The sequence below is a fragment of the Streptomyces flaveus genome (assembly GCF_014647675.1).
Taxonomy (GTDB): Bacteria; Actinomycetota; Actinomycetes; order Streptomycetales; family Streptomycetaceae; genus Streptomyces; species Streptomyces flaveus.
In genome coordinates, this window is sequence record NZ_BMPQ01000046.1 from 41348 (window position 1) to 55171 (window position 13824).

General features: G+C 68.9%; 10 protein-coding genes, 1 pseudogene and 1 riboswitch. Of the genes and pseudogenes, 3 read left to right on the plus strand and 8 right to left on the minus strand.

Translation table 11 applies throughout. The features are described 5' to 3' along the window. Nucleotides 1-111: 111 nt before the first annotated feature. Nucleotides 112-1326, minus strand: coding sequence for an MBL fold metallo-hydrolase (locus IEZ21_RS43425; protein WP_189327317.1), 1215 nt, complete (start codon nucleotides 1324-1326; stop codon nucleotides 112-114). Between the two features lie 313 nt (nucleotides 1327-1639). Here IEZ21_RS43425 and IEZ21_RS43430 point away from each other — a divergent pair, with 313 nt between their 5' ends. Further along, complete coding sequence (locus tag IEZ21_RS43430) at nucleotides 1640-2833, plus strand: glutamate dehydrogenase (RefSeq protein WP_189327318.1); 1194 nt, start codon at nucleotides 1640-1642, stop codon at nucleotides 2831-2833. Nucleotides 2834-2873: 40 nt separating this feature from the next. Further along, on the plus strand, nucleotides 2874-3470 hold the full coding sequence (locus IEZ21_RS43435) for a TetR/AcrR family transcriptional regulator (RefSeq protein WP_189327319.1): 597 nt from the start codon (nucleotides 2874-2876) through the stop codon (nucleotides 3468-3470). A 517-nt stretch (nucleotides 3471-3987) separates the two neighbouring features. Here IEZ21_RS43435 and IEZ21_RS43440 read toward each other — a convergent pair. The 4 genes from IEZ21_RS43440 to IEZ21_RS43455 all read right to left on the minus strand — a co-directional run bounded on the left by IEZ21_RS43440 (nucleotide 3988) and on the right by IEZ21_RS43455 (nucleotide 9309). After that, on the minus strand, nucleotides 3988-4773 hold the full coding sequence (locus IEZ21_RS43440) for an SGNH/GDSL hydrolase family protein (protein WP_033329369.1): 786 nt from the start codon (nucleotides 4771-4773) through the stop codon (nucleotides 3988-3990). Between the two features lie 122 nt (nucleotides 4774-4895). Then, nucleotides 4896-5612, minus strand: a complete 717-nt coding sequence (locus IEZ21_RS43445) for a DUF6250 domain-containing protein (protein WP_189327320.1) — start codon at nucleotides 5610-5612, stop codon at nucleotides 4896-4898. A 203-nt stretch (nucleotides 5613-5815) separates the two neighbouring features. Continuing rightward, nucleotides 5816-6742: a M23 family metallopeptidase gene (locus IEZ21_RS43450; RefSeq protein ID WP_189327321.1), complete on the minus strand. Its 927-nt coding sequence runs from the start codon at nucleotides 6740-6742 to the stop codon at nucleotides 5816-5818. A 2-nt stretch (nucleotides 6743-6744) separates the two neighbouring features. After that, nucleotides 6745-6908, minus strand: a riboswitch (cyclic di-AMP (ydaO/yuaA leader). 301 nt (nucleotides 6909-7209) lie between these two features. Continuing rightward, the gene (locus IEZ21_RS43455) at nucleotides 7210-9309 is read right to left on the minus strand and encodes an alpha-galactosidase (RefSeq protein ID WP_189327328.1); all 2100 of its coding nucleotides are present in this window, start codon (nucleotides 9307-9309) and stop codon (nucleotides 7210-7212) included. 192 nt (nucleotides 9310-9501) lie between these two features. On the opposite strand from IEZ21_RS43455, the gene IEZ21_RS43460 reads away from it, so the two are divergent. Next, nucleotides 9502-10299, plus strand: a complete 798-nt coding sequence (locus IEZ21_RS43460) for a tyrosine-protein phosphatase (RefSeq protein WP_189327322.1) — start codon at nucleotides 9502-9504, stop codon at nucleotides 10297-10299. 27 nt (nucleotides 10300-10326) lie between these two features. Here the strand turns inward: IEZ21_RS43460 and IEZ21_RS43465 are convergent, their stop codons facing one another. The 3 genes and pseudogenes from IEZ21_RS43465 to IEZ21_RS43475 form a co-directional block, all read right to left on the minus strand. Next, nucleotides 10327-11733, minus strand: coding sequence for an aspartate aminotransferase family protein (locus tag IEZ21_RS43465; RefSeq protein WP_189327323.1), 1407 nt, complete (start codon nucleotides 11731-11733; stop codon nucleotides 10327-10329). After that, nucleotides 11730-13667 (minus strand): 1-deoxy-D-xylulose-5-phosphate synthase, encoded by a 1938-nt coding sequence (gene dxs, locus IEZ21_RS43470; RefSeq protein ID WP_189327324.1) that lies wholly within the window; start codon nucleotides 13665-13667, stop codon nucleotides 11730-11732. Before dxs ends, IEZ21_RS43465 begins: the two co-directional genes overlap by 4 nt. Before the next feature lie 28 nt (nucleotides 13668-13695). Next, nucleotides 13696-13824 (minus strand): annotated as a pseudogene (locus IEZ21_RS43475) (flavodoxin-dependent (E)-4-hydroxy-3-methylbut-2-enyl-diphosphate synthase); the annotation flags it as partial.

A 13824-nucleotide genomic window follows, 5' to 3' on the forward strand; every position in this document is an offset into this window, starting at 1 on the left:
GTGCACGATCGGATCGATCAGACCTGGTCAGAAACGGTCAGCACAAAAAGGCGAGGGCCGAGGAGCACATCGCTCCTCGGCCCTCGCCGACCGTCCTCGCTTACGTCCCGATCACCCTGCCGGGACGGTTTCCGGCTCTCCGGTGTCCTCCGCGGTGTCACCCGGCGTATCGGCGACCACCTTGGCGGCCGGCTTCTCGGCGACCGGCCAGCCACCGACCGGCGTGTGCGCCACGCCGCGCCACCAGGGCTCGGACGGCACGGTCTCGGCCGTGGGCTCGAAGGGCTCACCGGGACGGGGCAGCGCGATCCGCGCACCGGCCGCTCGGGCGGCGGTGATCGTCCCCTCGCCGGGCTCGGCCCAGGGGTGCGTCGCCAGGTTGAACGTCGCCCAGTGGATCGGCAGCATCACGCCGCTGGGCTTCTCGCCCTGGAGGTCCAGGTGGGCGCGCATGCCCTCCTCGGGCGTCATGTGGATGTCGGGCCAGAAGTCGGAATAGGCGCCGATCTGGATCATCGTGGCGTCGAAGGGGCCGTGCTCGGCGCCGATGTCCTTGAATCCGGTGAAGTACCCGGTGTCGCCGCTGTGATAGATCCGGTGCTCATCACCCGCGACGACCCACGAGGCCCAGAGGGTGTGCTGGGTGTTGCGCAGTCCTCGCCCGCAGAAGTGGCGGGCGGGCGTGGCGGTCAGAGAGATCCCGCCGACCTTCGTCGTCTCGTTCCAGTCCAGCTCGCGCAGCCGGTCCGGGGAGACGCCCCAGTGCTCCAGGTGGGCGCCGACGCCGAGGGGCACCGCGAACACCGTGTCCGTATCGGCCAGGGCCTTGATGGAGGGCAGGTCGAGGTGGTCGTAGTGATCGTGCGAGATGACGACCACGTCGACCGCGCCGAGCGCCGTCAGCGGCAGGGGCGCAGGGTGCAGCCGCTTGGGCCCGGCGAAGGCGACCGGGGAGCAGCGCTCGCCCCAGACGGGATCGAAGAGCACCCGGTGGCCGTCGATCTCGGCGAGCACGCTGGAGTGCCCCATCCACGTCAGCCGCAGGCCGTGGGCCGGGGGCCTGGCGAGGTCGGCGAGGGTCGTGGCGTGCACCGGCACCGTCCCCGCCGGGGCGCGGCGAACCCGCTCTTCCTTGCGGAAGAAGGCCTGTGCGAACTCACGCATGGCACCGTCGGGCCGGGGGGCACCCTCCGGATTCCGGAAGACGCCGTCCGCGAAGTTCGGCGATCTGCGGATGCGCTCCATGCGCTCACCGCTCGGATCCGCGCCGAAGGCGGCGGGCCGCAGAGCACGGAGCCCGGAGCTCAGGGGACGGAAACCGGTCACGGCACCTCCAGGTGGAGTCGGTCTGACATTTCATTATGGTCGCCGCCTCTGACAGCGCCGGGTCGGGCGTATGACAGGGCGGTGTCCGCGCCGGACACGGCGAGATCCACCGCGTACGACGTCGGCACGTACTGAAGATCCATTCAGCACGTTGACAGAGCCGCACAACCCTTTCGATACTGACTGGTTATTCAGCAACAACAGGCCCCGACCGGCACCGGGCCACTCTGGGCGTCCGGTCCCACGCTGCTCAAACGCTCCGACTCCGCTGCCTGTTCCCGGTTCCCGATTTCCCGTTCCCGAGGAGACCCCCATGACCGCCCAGGACAGCAGTCCCTTGATGACGCTCACCTGGACCGACCACGTCACCGGCCGCCAGGGGCACCTGGTCGTGGACCGGCTGGTGCGCGGAGTCTCCAGCGGCGGGCTGCGGATGCGGGCAGGCTGCACGTTGGACGAGGTCACCGGACTCGCGCGTGGCATGACCATGAAGGAGGCGCTGCACTACAACCCCGAGGGTCGGTACATCCCGCTGGGCGGCGCGAAGGGCGGCATCGACTGCGATCCCCAGGACCCCGGGGCGTACGGGATCCTCGTGCGCTATCTGCGCGCCATGCGCCCGTACATCGAGAACTTCTGGACCACCGGCGAGGACCTCGGCCTCACCCAGGACGTCGTCGACCGGGCCGCCGCCGAGGCGGGACTCGTCTCGTCCATCCAGGCCGTGTACCCGCTGCTCGACGACGAGGCGACGGCTCGGCGGCGACTGGCGGACGCCTTCGCCGTCGAGGTGGACGGCATCGGGCTCGACGAGCTGGCCGGCGGCTGCGGGGTGGCCGAGTCCGTCCTCGCGACGCTGGACCGCAGCAAACGGCCGTACGCGGGGACGAGGGTGGCCGTGCAGGGTCTGGGCACCATGGGCGGGGCCACGGCACGGTTCCTCGCGCGCGCGGGACTCACGATCGTGGCGGTCGCCGACGTGAAGGGCACGATCGTCAACCCGGCGGGACTCGACGTCGAGGCACTGCTGGCCGCCCGTGACGCGTACGGAACGGTCGACCGCCCGGCGGCACTTCGCCCGGCCGACCTCGAACTGCCGGGCGACGCCTGGCTGTCCACCGAGGCCGAGGTGCTGGTGCCGGCGGCTGTCTCGTACGCGATCGACACCGTCAACCAGGCGCGGATCACGGCTCGTTGGATCGTCGAGGCCGCGAACATGCCCGTACTGCCCGAGGCGGAGGAACTGCTCGCCGCGCGCGGTGTCACCGTCCTGCCGGACGTCGTCGTCAACTCCGGGACCAACGCCTGGTGGTGGTGGACGCTGTTCGGCGACATCGGAGCCGACGCGGACGAGGCGTTCACATACACACGACGCTCCATGCGGGCCCTGATCGACCAGATGCTCACGCGCGCGGAGGCCGACGGCACGACACCACGGGCGGCCGCACACGCGATCGTCGCGGACCGACTGCCGGTGATTTCCGAACGGTTCGGGTGGTATCGGTGACGCCGGATGCCTGTCCGGCCCCGTGTGTAGGGTTGCGGGCGTGGCCAGGGTTCGGTTGAGCGTTCAGGAGCGGCGGGAGGAGTTGTTGCGGGCCGCCGTCGAGCAGATCGAGGCGCGGGGCGTTGCGGCGGTACGGATCGCCGATGTGGCCGCCGCACTCGGGGTGAGCAACGCGCTGGTGCTCTATCACTTCTCGACGAAGGAAAAGCTGGTCGCCGCCGCGTTCACGTACGCGGCCGAGGGTGACCTCGCCCATCTGCGCAAGCTTCTCGCCCGCCGCACCACAGCCCTGCGCCGTCTCCGAGCGGCCGTCCGCTGGTACGCCCCGACAGACCGGGCCAAGGGCTGGCGCCTGTGGATCGAGGGCTGGTCAGCAGCCCTGCGCGATCCCGCACTGCGGGACGTCACACGCGACCTCGACCGCCAGTGGAAGGCCGCGCTGACCGAAGTCATCACGGAGGGCGTGGCCGCCGGCGAGTTCCGCTGCCCGTCCCCCATGGACACGGCTCTCCGCCTCACCGCACTCCTGGACGGCCTGGCCGTCCAGATGACGGCGTACGAGGGCGCGGTGTCCCGAGCCCGGACGCAGCAGTGGGCGGACGAGGCCTTGGCTCACGAACTGCCTCCGGCGGTTTAGCGGGGTGCCTCCGGCGGTTGGGCGGTTTTTGGGTGCGGGTGTGTGGGTGGCTGGTCGCGCCGTTCCCCGCGCCCCTGGGTGGGTGGTGGGTGCGGGGCCGTGGGCCGGTGCGTCAGCCCGTCGCAGGCCGGGCATACGACCCTGGCCTGGTACAGGGTGCGGGTCCTCCGAGACCGAACCTAAGCGACGGGCATACGACGCACCGGCCCACGCCCCCTCCCGCCGGAGGGAAACCGCGGGAGGTTGGGGGTGCGGGCTTCCCCGGAGCCCCGGCTCCTCGGAGCGCGGGGACTTCGGGGCGCGGACTTGCTCAGGGCGCGAACTTTTCTGGGGGCGCGGGCAGGCGCAGGCTTTTTAGGGGCGCGGGGAACTGCGCGACCAGCCACGACGCACCCGCAGCCGCGACACGACCTGTCACCCCACCCCCTGGCGGGGGGCCTGGGGGCACAGCCCCCTCACGCGGCGGAGCCGCAAATTGATACAGCCGGGAAGGGGCGGGGCTGGGGAAAAGAACCCCTCAAACAGCGGAGCGCATCCGCATCTTGATGTCGTCCGGCGACAGACTCCCCTTCGCCACCACCCGATCCCCGGACGACTCCCCCCGAAGCCGCCGCCCGATCCACGGCACCAGATACTCCCGCGCCCAGTGAATGTCGTCGCGCCGCACCTCAAGCGTCCCGCGCGGCGGCAACAGCGGCCACGGCTGCTCCGGATCGGCGGGCACCGGCATCCCGAGAACCTGCCCGGCGCGAAGCGCAACCCGGGTGTGCCCCTCCGGCGACAGATGCAACCGGTCGTCGTTCCAGGCCCGCCGGTCCTGGATGGTCTTCAGCGACCACAGATCCAGTACGGGACACCCGTACCGGTCGGCGACCGCCCGCACATGCCCGTTGTATGTGGCGATCTTGCCGCGCAGGTGCTTGAGCACGGGCATGTCACGGGTGTCGAAGCCGGTGGTCACGAGCACCGTGCCGACTGCCGACGTGAGTTCGGCGATGGCACGCTCGAAGCGCGAGGCGACCTCGTCGGGATCGGTGCCGGGCCGCAGGATGTCGTTGCCGCCCGCGCAGAAGGAAACCAGGTCCGGCGCCAGCTCCTTGGCCTGCGAAAGCTGGTCCTCGACGATCTGGTCGAGCAGCTTCCCGCGTACGGCGAGGTTGGTGTAGTCGAAGTCGCCCTCGGGCCGCCGGTCGGCGAGCAGCACCGCGAACCGGTCGGCCCAGCCGACGAGCGCCCCGTCAGGGCCGGGGTCGCCGACGCCTTCGGTGAAGCTGTCCCCCACCGCTACGTACGACCCGATCACTGATCTGTTGTCATTCTTCGAATCGTCTGCCACGTCGGCCCATGATTCACCTTTCGGTGTGAGCTACGCGACCGTAGGAAGGGGTTGACGGGCGGTGAGATAAGCCACGCGTCAAGTCTCGGTCAACTCGGAATACGCAGTGCCCACACCCGGAAGTCCGTGATCCGGAAATGGCTCCACACGGTCCGGAAGGCGAAGTGCCCGCTCGTGTACGGCTCCGGGTCGGCGTAGTCGAAGACGAGCCGCCCGTTGTTCCACCACTGGACGGTCGAGCCGTGCGAGACGATGCGGACGTGGTGGGGCCGGTTCGCCACCAGCAGGGGCTCCGTGTAGTCGTGGATCAACGGCCGGACGCCCGCCTGGCCGACGTAACGGCGCAGCCGCGTGGTCGTGTTGTAGTTGGCGCCGTAGCCCGAGTAGTACGTTTTGAGGTAGTCGTACTCGTCGAGGGCGCCGCCGCGTTCGGTGGCGAAGAGGTCGTCCGGGGAGCGGACGTCGACGGCGTTCCAGAAGTTGTTGAGGTCCGACACCCGGTCGTTGACACCGCCCGCGGAGACAGGTGTGGCGGTGTACTCGATGACGTACGGCCCCGCGAGCTTCCGCTTGAACCAGACCGTGACGCCGCTCGGCACATCGATCTCCATGACCCCACGGGAAGCGGTGACGCTGCCACCGTCCTGCAACTCCGTTGCCCACTGCCCCAGTCCGTGCCGGAAGTCGTCGCGGGCGATGAGCCGTCCTCGGCGGTGGTCCGCCGACGCGCTCGCGGTCTGCGCGGGGGCAAGGGCCGCGAGGGCGGCACCGGCGGCCAGGGCTCCGAAGGCTCTGCGGGTCGTCATGAAGCGTCTCCTTGGCTGGCGTACGACAGGGCGAGCGGATCTCGCGCGGGTACATAGAAAGCGCTTGCCGCAGATCACTTTGACGCCTGGCCGCTGCTGCTGTCGACCCCTGCGGACAAGCCGAAGGCCGGACCCGGGGATCAGGGGTCCGGCCTTCGGCGCGAGAGGAGACGTGATCCGCTCGCGGCGGTGCGCGGGTGGCGTCAGACGGAGACGCCGTGCGAGCGCAGGAACGCCAGTGGGTCCACGTCCGAGCCGTAGTCCGGCGTGGTGCGGATCTCGAAGTGCAGATGCGGGCCGGTGACGTTGCCGGTCGCACCGGAAAGACCGATCTCCTGACCCGCGGTCACGGACTGCCCAGCCGAGACGGAAAGGGATGAAAGGTGGGCGTACTGGGCGTAGTGGCCGTCGCTGAGCTGGATGACGACCTGGTTGCCGTACGCGCCGCCCCAGCCGGCGGAGACGACCGTGCCCGCACCCACGGCCTTGAGCGAAGTACCGGTCGCGGCCGCGAAGTCGACACCGGTGTGATAGCCACTGGACCACATACCGCCCGACATCTTGTACGGGGTGCTGACGGTCGCACCCTCGACCGGCATGCTGAAGCCGCTCGAACTGCTGGGCGCCTCAGCCGCCTTGGCGGTCGGGGCCTTCTTCGCGGACGCCTGGGGGGCCTCGGCCGCCTTGGGAGCCTCGGCCGCCTTCGGCGCCTTGGCCTCGTTGTCACCGGAAGGCGCGGCGGCCTTCTTGCCGATCGTCAGTTTCAGGCCCGGGTGAATGAGCCCCGGGTCACCGCCGACGACCTGACGGTTGTCCTCATAGAGCTTTTTCCAGCCACCGCTGACATTCTGTTCGCGGGCGATCCCCGAGAGAGAATCACCCGCCCTCACTTCGTACGTCCTGGTCGCGGTCTTCTTCTGAGTGGCGACAGGAGCGGACTCAACAGCCTTCTGGGAAACGGATTCGGCCTTGTCCGGAACAGACGCGGGCGTGCTCTGCGGAGTAGCGGCATGTGCGCCGGCCGCTCCCAGCAGCGGAAGTGCGAGCGCGGCGCCACCTGTTGAGGCAACAGCGATCGAGCGGGTGAAACGCGCGGACTTCGGGCGGCGGTGCTTACCCTTCGCGGGCATGACGAATTCCTCTCCGGCGCCTACGAGGTGAGCTGTCGGGTGCGAGCTGGAGATGCCCGGCCACACTTTCGCGCGGCTTTACCCCAAGCCTGTTCCGGAGACCAGAACAGGCGCTGTACCTGTGGGTCCCCCGCTCCTGCCGTGTACGGATCGGTGTACGGATTCCGGGCGGCGGCAGGATTAGGCGTCCGTCCGGATTGATGGCGAACGTAAGCGACCAAGACACACAGGGACAAGCTTTGGGTTTCCTATGTGCCCCATTCTCTTGATCCTTGACCGAAATCGCCGTCACCCTCCGTTAACCACCGGTCTTCCACCTTCCTGAAATCCCTTGTAAACACCCTTGAATTACGTGGGCATGGCGACAGCGCACCGTCACGAATATGACGCTGCTCACGCATCGCTGATTCAGGAGTCCCTATTTCAGAGCGAGTTGGAATGAAGGCGCCCCAATGCGGACACAACTCTCAGATGCGACGCAGACGGAAAACTGCCGCATCCAGGTCACCGCGCAAGCCGGTCCGCAGTCCGTGATGCAACAACACGGCACCTCTGTGCACTTCGCCCGTTTCGAGGCATTCGTACGTGGCCGCCGGGTCGAGCCCCCGCAGCCGTACGGGCGCCACGGGCTCGCCGTAATGCTGAGCCTGGAGCCAGGCGAGGACGACGGACTGGTCCTCATGGACGTACTGCACGGCGCTCAGCCCGCCCTGCGGCGCCCGCAACCGGTAGAGGTCGCCGCGTTGCACGACAGGCCGGATCTCCTTGTAGAGCGCCACCCAGTCCCGCGCCTCGGCAAGCTCCTCGTCGCTCCACTCCGTCAGGTCGCCACCGACCCCGAGCACCCCGGCCATGGAGCTCACAAAGCGGAAGCGCAGCGAACTCACGCGGTCGTTGAGCTGCTTGTTCGGGCTGTCGGTGACCCAGGCGGCCATGGCCCGCGCCGGGTGGATCTGGCTGAAGCCGTACTGGATGGCGAGCCGGTCGAGCGGATCGGTGTTGTCCGAGGTCCACACCTGGTCCGTACGCGCCATGACGCCGAGGTCGATCCGGCCGCCGCCGCCCGAGCAGGACTCGAAGGCGACACCGGGGTGCGCGGCCCGCAGCCGGTCCAACAGGCCGTACAGGGCGTGCACATGGTCGACCCACAGCCGCTGCGGATACGCCTCTCCGGGCCAGCCGGCGTCCGTGAAGCAGCGGTTGAAGTCCCACTTCACATAGTCGATCGGAGCGCTGGAGAGCAGCCCGTGAAGCTGCTCCCACAGGTATTCCTGGACGTCTTCGCGCGCGAGGTTCAGTACGAGCTGATTGCGGAGCTCCGTACGCTTTCGTCCTGGTTGGTACTGAATCCAGTCAGGATGCGCCCGATACAAATCACTGTCCGCATTGACCATTTCCGGCTCGACCCAGATCCCGAACTGCATGCCCAGGGCGTGCACGTCGTCCGCCAGGGGCTTGAGCCCGGCCGGGAAGCGATCGGGGTTGGGCGTCCAGTCCCCGAGTCCGGCCCGGTCGCTGGTGCGCTTTCCGAACCAGCCGTCGTCGACCACGAACAGCTCCACGCCCATCGCCGCGGCCCGCCGGGCGAGCGCCTGCTGCTGCTCCTCGGAGATGTCGAACTCCGTGGCCTCCCAGGAGTTGTAGAGCACCGGCCGGTCCTGGTCCGCGTCCGGGATCACATACGCCCGCTGGTACGCGTGCCAGGCCCGGCTCGCCCCGCCGAAGCCGCCATCGCTCCACAACCCCGCGAAGACCGGCGCGACAAAGCTCTCCCCCGGCTCCAGCCGCACCAGTCCGGAGTCGTCGTACCCGGCGCCGCCGGTGATCTGCACGCGCACGTCCGGGAGTTGGGCCACGGCGATCCGCCACGAACCGGACCACGCGAGCGCGCACCCGTACACCTCGCCGCGCTCCTCGGTCGCCGTACCCTCGACGTCCAGCGCCACCCACGGCAGATGCTGATGCCCGGTGTGCCCGCGTCGACTGCCGATGACCTGCTCACCGTAGGTAAGGTCCGTTCGTACGAGCTGAGACTCGGCCGCCCAGCGCCCGTGCGTCTGCGACAGCCGCCAGCCCTCGCGCTCCGGCAGTGTCCAGGTCGCCGAGTCGGCGCGCAGGACCTCCAGGGCGGGCCCTTCGTTGACGAGGGTCACCCAGCGCTCGACGACATCGGAGGCGGGGCGCATCCGGTAGTGCAGCGTGATGCCGAGCCCGGAATCGGAGAACCGCAGCCGCAGTTCAGCCCCATCCGCTTCACCGGATTCATCCACTTCGTACGCCTCGAAGCGCCACTCCGTACCGCGCCGCTCGTCCGTACGCACGGACAGTGCCGGCCGTACGAAACGAGGGCCGCCCTCGACCGGGTACTCCTCGCGCCCGTCGAGCGGGGACTCGAAGCCCCGGTACTCCGGCCCGGGACGGGCGGCCAGCGCCTCGGCGTCCGCGAGCGCGATGCGCGGCCCCCAGTGCAGATGCAGCAGCTCGTCCTGGTCCGTGAGCCGCAGGGCATAGCTGCTCGTGGGCCCCGAAAGCAGCCACGTACGACCGTCTTTGCCGATCTCCACCATCAAGTCCTCACAGATCCGAACAAGCTCGCTCAAGCACAACATCATCGCAGGCGCCCGCACCTCGTCGGCATCGCCTGTGGACAACGCACCGGCACCGCCTGTGGACAACTGATTGGCCTACGAACCCATGTCGTATCGTCGAGAGCGCGCCCCGCCGACAACAGCGTCGGCCGCCGACTGGGAGGAGCCCCCGTGACGCAGCAGGTCCCGTCGACCGAGCCCGAACTGGCCGGAGTGCGCAACTTCCGCGATGTGGGTGGCCTGCCGACCGAGGACGGCCGACGCGTGGCGCCCGGACGGCTGTTCCGCAGCGGCCATCTCGCGCACGCGACCGAGGAGGACGCCGCGTTCCTCGCCTCGCTGGGCCTGCACACGATCTTCGACTTCCGTAACGAGGCGGACAAGAAGCTGGAGGGGGAGGACGTCGAGCTGCCGGGCGTACGGAATGTGAACCTGCCGCTGACCGATCCGGCACACGGCGCCGAGTTCTGGACGATGGTCCGCGACGGCGATCTGGACCAGCTGCGCTCGATCCTCGCGGACGGCAAGGCGGCGAACCGGATGATCGAGTCCTACCGCTCGATCATCAAGGAGCGCACTCCCGAGCACTCGCGAGTGCTGCACGCGATGGCCGAGGACAGCGCGCCCGCGCTGATGCACTGCGCGGCGGGCAAGGACCGCGCGGGCCTGTCCATAGCCATCACGCTCCTCGCCCTCGGCGTCGAGCGCGAGGCCATCGTGGCGGACTACCTGAAGTCGAACGCCCCCCACCGCCGCTACAAGGTGCGGCGCAGCAGCTCCGCGTCCTCGGCGTACTCCCCCGAGGTGATGGAGCTGCTCAGCCCCCTCTTCGACGCACGCGCCGAGTACCTCGCGGCGGCGTTCAAGACGATCGAGGAGACATGGGGCGGCGTCGACACCTACCTGGAGCAGGGCCTTCGCGTAACCCCGGAGACGCGGGAGCGGCTGCGGGAGCGTTTCCTCGACTGACCCGCCCCACTGGCCCCGGGACGCCACCTACCTGTTGGCCACCGCCTGCTTCACGAGTGTCTTGCCGAAGTCCCACATCAGTCCGCCGCCGTTGTGGGCGTCGTCCATCACGTCGGTGAAGGCGTCCACGAACCGGTCCACGTCCCGTTCGCCGATGATCAGCGGCGGAATCAGCTTTATCACCTCCAGGTGATCGCCCGAGACCTGCGTGAGGATCCGATGCCGCTGGAGCAGCGGTACGACCACCATCTGCGCGAACAGTCCCTTGCGCGCCGCCTGCAACATGGTCCAACGGCTGCGCAGCTTCAGCGACTTGGGCTTGCCGAACTCGATGCCGATCATCAGCCCCCGGCCGCGTACCTCACTGAGCAGCTCGTACTTGTCCACGAGCGCGGCGAGCCGGGACTTCAACTCCTCTCCGGTGGCACGGGCGTTGGCGACGATCTCCTCGTTCTCCATCACGGAGAGCACGGCGAGCCCGGCGGCCATGGCCTGTGCGTTGCCCCCGAAGCTCGCGGAGTGCACGAGGACGCGGTCCATCGACGAGTAGACCTTCTTGAAGATCCAGTCCCTGCCGAGGGTCGCACCCACGGGCACATAGCCGCCGGACAGCGCCTTCGCTACACACACCAGGTCGGGCTCGACGCCGTCCTCGTGCTGGTAGGCGTAGAAGTCCCCGGTCCGGCCGAGCCCCGTCTGCACCTCGTCCGCGATGAGCAGCGCCTTGTGCCGGTGCAGCAACTCCTGGGCGGCGCGCAGATATCCGGGCGGCGACTCGTGCACGCCCTTACCCTGGATCGGCTCGACGATCAGCCCGGCGACGTCTCCCTTCCTCAACTCTCTTTCCAGTACGTCCAGATCACCGAGCGGCACCGCCGTGTCGGGCAGCAGCGGTGCGAAGCCGTCGCGGAAACCGGACTCGCCGTTCACGGACAGCGAGCCGGTGGTCAGCCCGTGAAAGGCGTGCGCGCAGTAGAGAACGCGCGGCTTCCCGGTCGCGTACCGGGCGAACTTCAGCGCCGTCTCGACCGCTTCCGTACCGCTGTTGCCGAAGAACACCCGGTCCAAGTGCGGGCTGTGGATGAGGAGTTGCTCGGCGAGGAGACCCGGCAGCGGCTGGCAGTCGAAGCGGGTGAGGTCGGCGAGCGAGGCATCGAGGACGTCGTGCAGCGCCTTGCGGACGACGGGGTGATGACGTCCCAGGCCCATCACCCCGAACCCGGCGAGCATGTCCAGGTAGTCGTTGCCCTCCGCGTCCCAGAAGTAGGCGCCCTCGGCCCGCTCGTAGTACTTGTCGAAGCCGATGGTGTGCAGCATGCGCGGGAGTTGGTGATTGAGGTGCCGGGCGTGCAGCTCGTAGCGTTCACCTGCCCGCCCGGCGAGTAGTTTGCCGAGGTCGAAGCCCCCGGACTGCGAGGAGGGTTCCGCGGTCATTCCTGTTTCTCCTTGGACATGGGCTCCTTGGCGGCGAGTTCGGCCTCCGTGACGGCCAGGCTCGCCTCCTGGGTCGCCAGTCCCGCACTGATCCGTCCCGCGATCTCGACGGGTGTGAGACCGATGTCGGCCAGCACCTCCCCGCGCTTGGCGTGCGCGAGGAACTGCTCGGGAATCCCGAATCGCCGTACGGGCACGTCGACTTCGGCATCGCCGAGCGCGAGAGCGACCGCCGCGCCCACGCCGGCGGCCCGGCTGTTGTCCTCGACGACGGCGACCAGGCGGTGCTCGGCGGCGAGCGGAGGCAGCGCGGGATCGACGGGTTTGACCCAACGCGGGTCCACCACCGTGCAGTTGACGCCCCGCGCCTCCAACAGCTCGGCCGCCTGGAGACACACCGGCGCCATCACACCGACAGCGACCAGGAGCACTTCGGGCCTCTCTCCCCGGTGCAGGACGTCCAGACCGCCCACCCGGTCGACCGCCTCGATCGACGGTCCCACCGACTCCTTGGGGAAGCGCAGCAGCGTCGGTGCGTCGTCCACGGCGACCGCCTCCCGCAGCTGGGCCCGCAGTTGGTCGGCGTCACGCGGCGCGGCGATCCTCAGCCCCGGCACGACCTGCAGGATGGACATGTCCCACATGCCGTTGTGCGACGGCCCGTCAACTCCGGTGACACCGGCCCGGTCGAGCACGAAGGTCACTCCGCAGCGATGCAGCGCCACATCCATCAGCAGCTGGTCGAAGGCACGGTTCAGGAAGGTCGCGTACACCGCGACGACCGGATGCAGTCCGCCCGTCGCGAGCCCGGCCGCGGACACCGCGGCGTGCTGCTCGGCGATGCCGACGTCCCACACCCGGTCGGGGAACCGCTCCGCGAACTTCGCCAGGCCCACCGGGTGCAGCATGGCCGCCGTGATCGCCACAACGTCCTCGCGCTCCTCCCCGATCCGTACGATCTCGTCGCCGAACACCGAGGTCCAGGCAGGTCCGTTGGAGGGCGAAAGCGGCTCGCAGGTGAGCGGGTCCATCACGCCGACCGTGTGGAAGTGGTCCTCCTCGTGGGCGAGCGCGGGTTCGTAACCGCGCCCCTTCTCGGTGAGGCAGTGGATGAGTACGGGCCCATGGAAGCGTTTCGCACGCCGCAGCGCCGACTCCACCGCGCCCACGTCGTGCCCGTCGATCGGCCCGACGTACTTCAGTCCCAGGTCCTCGAACATGCCCTGCGGGGCGAACGCGTCCTTGAAGCCCTTCTTCGCGCCGTGCAGCGATTCGTAGATCGTGTTCCCGATGACCGGCGTGCTCAGCAGTACGTCCTTGCCCCAGGCCAGCACCTTCTCGTAGCTGTCGGTGGTGCGCAGGGTGGCGAGGTGGTTGGCGAGGCCGCCTATGGTCGGCGAGTACGAGCGCTCGTTGTCGTTGACGACGATGATCAGCGGCCGGTCCTTGGCGGCGGCGATGTTGTTCAGCGCCTCCCACGCCATGCCGCCGGTGAGCGCGCCGTCCCCGATGACCGCGACGACATGGTTCTTCTCCCCCTGCACCTGGCGGGCCTTGGCGAGCCCGTCGGCCCAGCCGAGCACGGTGGACGCGTGGCTGTTCTCGATGATGTCGTGCTCGGACTCCTCGCGTGACGGGTAGCCGGAGAGACCTCCCTTGCCGCGCAGCTTGGAGAAGTCCTGACGTCCTGTCAGGAGTTTGTGTACGTAGCTCTGGTGGCCGGTGTCCCACAGGATGCGGTCGACGGGCGACTCGAAGACCCGGTGAAGCGCGATGGAGAGCTCCACCACCCCCAGATTGGGCCCGAGATGACCGCCGGTCCTGGCCACCGCGTGCACCAGGAACTCCCGGATCTCGTCCGCCAGTTGGTTGATCTCCGCCTCGGACAGCGCCTTCAGGTCGCGTGGTTGCCGGATGGTCTCCAGAATCGTCACGCCAGGGCCCCCTCTCGGTCCGTGCTGTTCAACTCACGGTGACGGCCGGATCCCCCGACGCGACGCCGTCCTTCTGCATCTGTTCGGCGATCTTCATCGCCTCGTCGATCAGGGTCTCCACGATCTTCGACTCGGGCACCGTCTTGATGACCTCGCC

Coding starts and splice junctions, on each gene's coding strand:
- IEZ21_RS43465 (WP_189327323.1), bottom strand. CDS start 11,733: ATGACCGCGGAACCCTCCTCGCAGTCCGGGGGCTTCGACCTCGGCAAA.
- IEZ21_RS43455 (WP_189327328.1), bottom strand. CDS start 9,309: ATGGTGGAGATCGGCAAAGACGGTCGTACGTGGCTGCTTTCGGGGCCC.
- IEZ21_RS43430 (WP_189327318.1), top strand. CDS start 1,640: ATGACCGCCCAGGACAGCAGTCCCTTGATGACGCTCACCTGGACCGAC.
- IEZ21_RS43450 (WP_189327321.1), bottom strand. CDS start 6,742: ATGCCCGCGAAGGGTAAGCACCGCCGCCCGAAGTCCGCGCGTTTCACC.
- IEZ21_RS43445 (WP_189327320.1), bottom strand. CDS start 5,612: ATGACGACCCGCAGAGCCTTCGGAGCCCTGGCCGCCGGTGCCGCCCTC.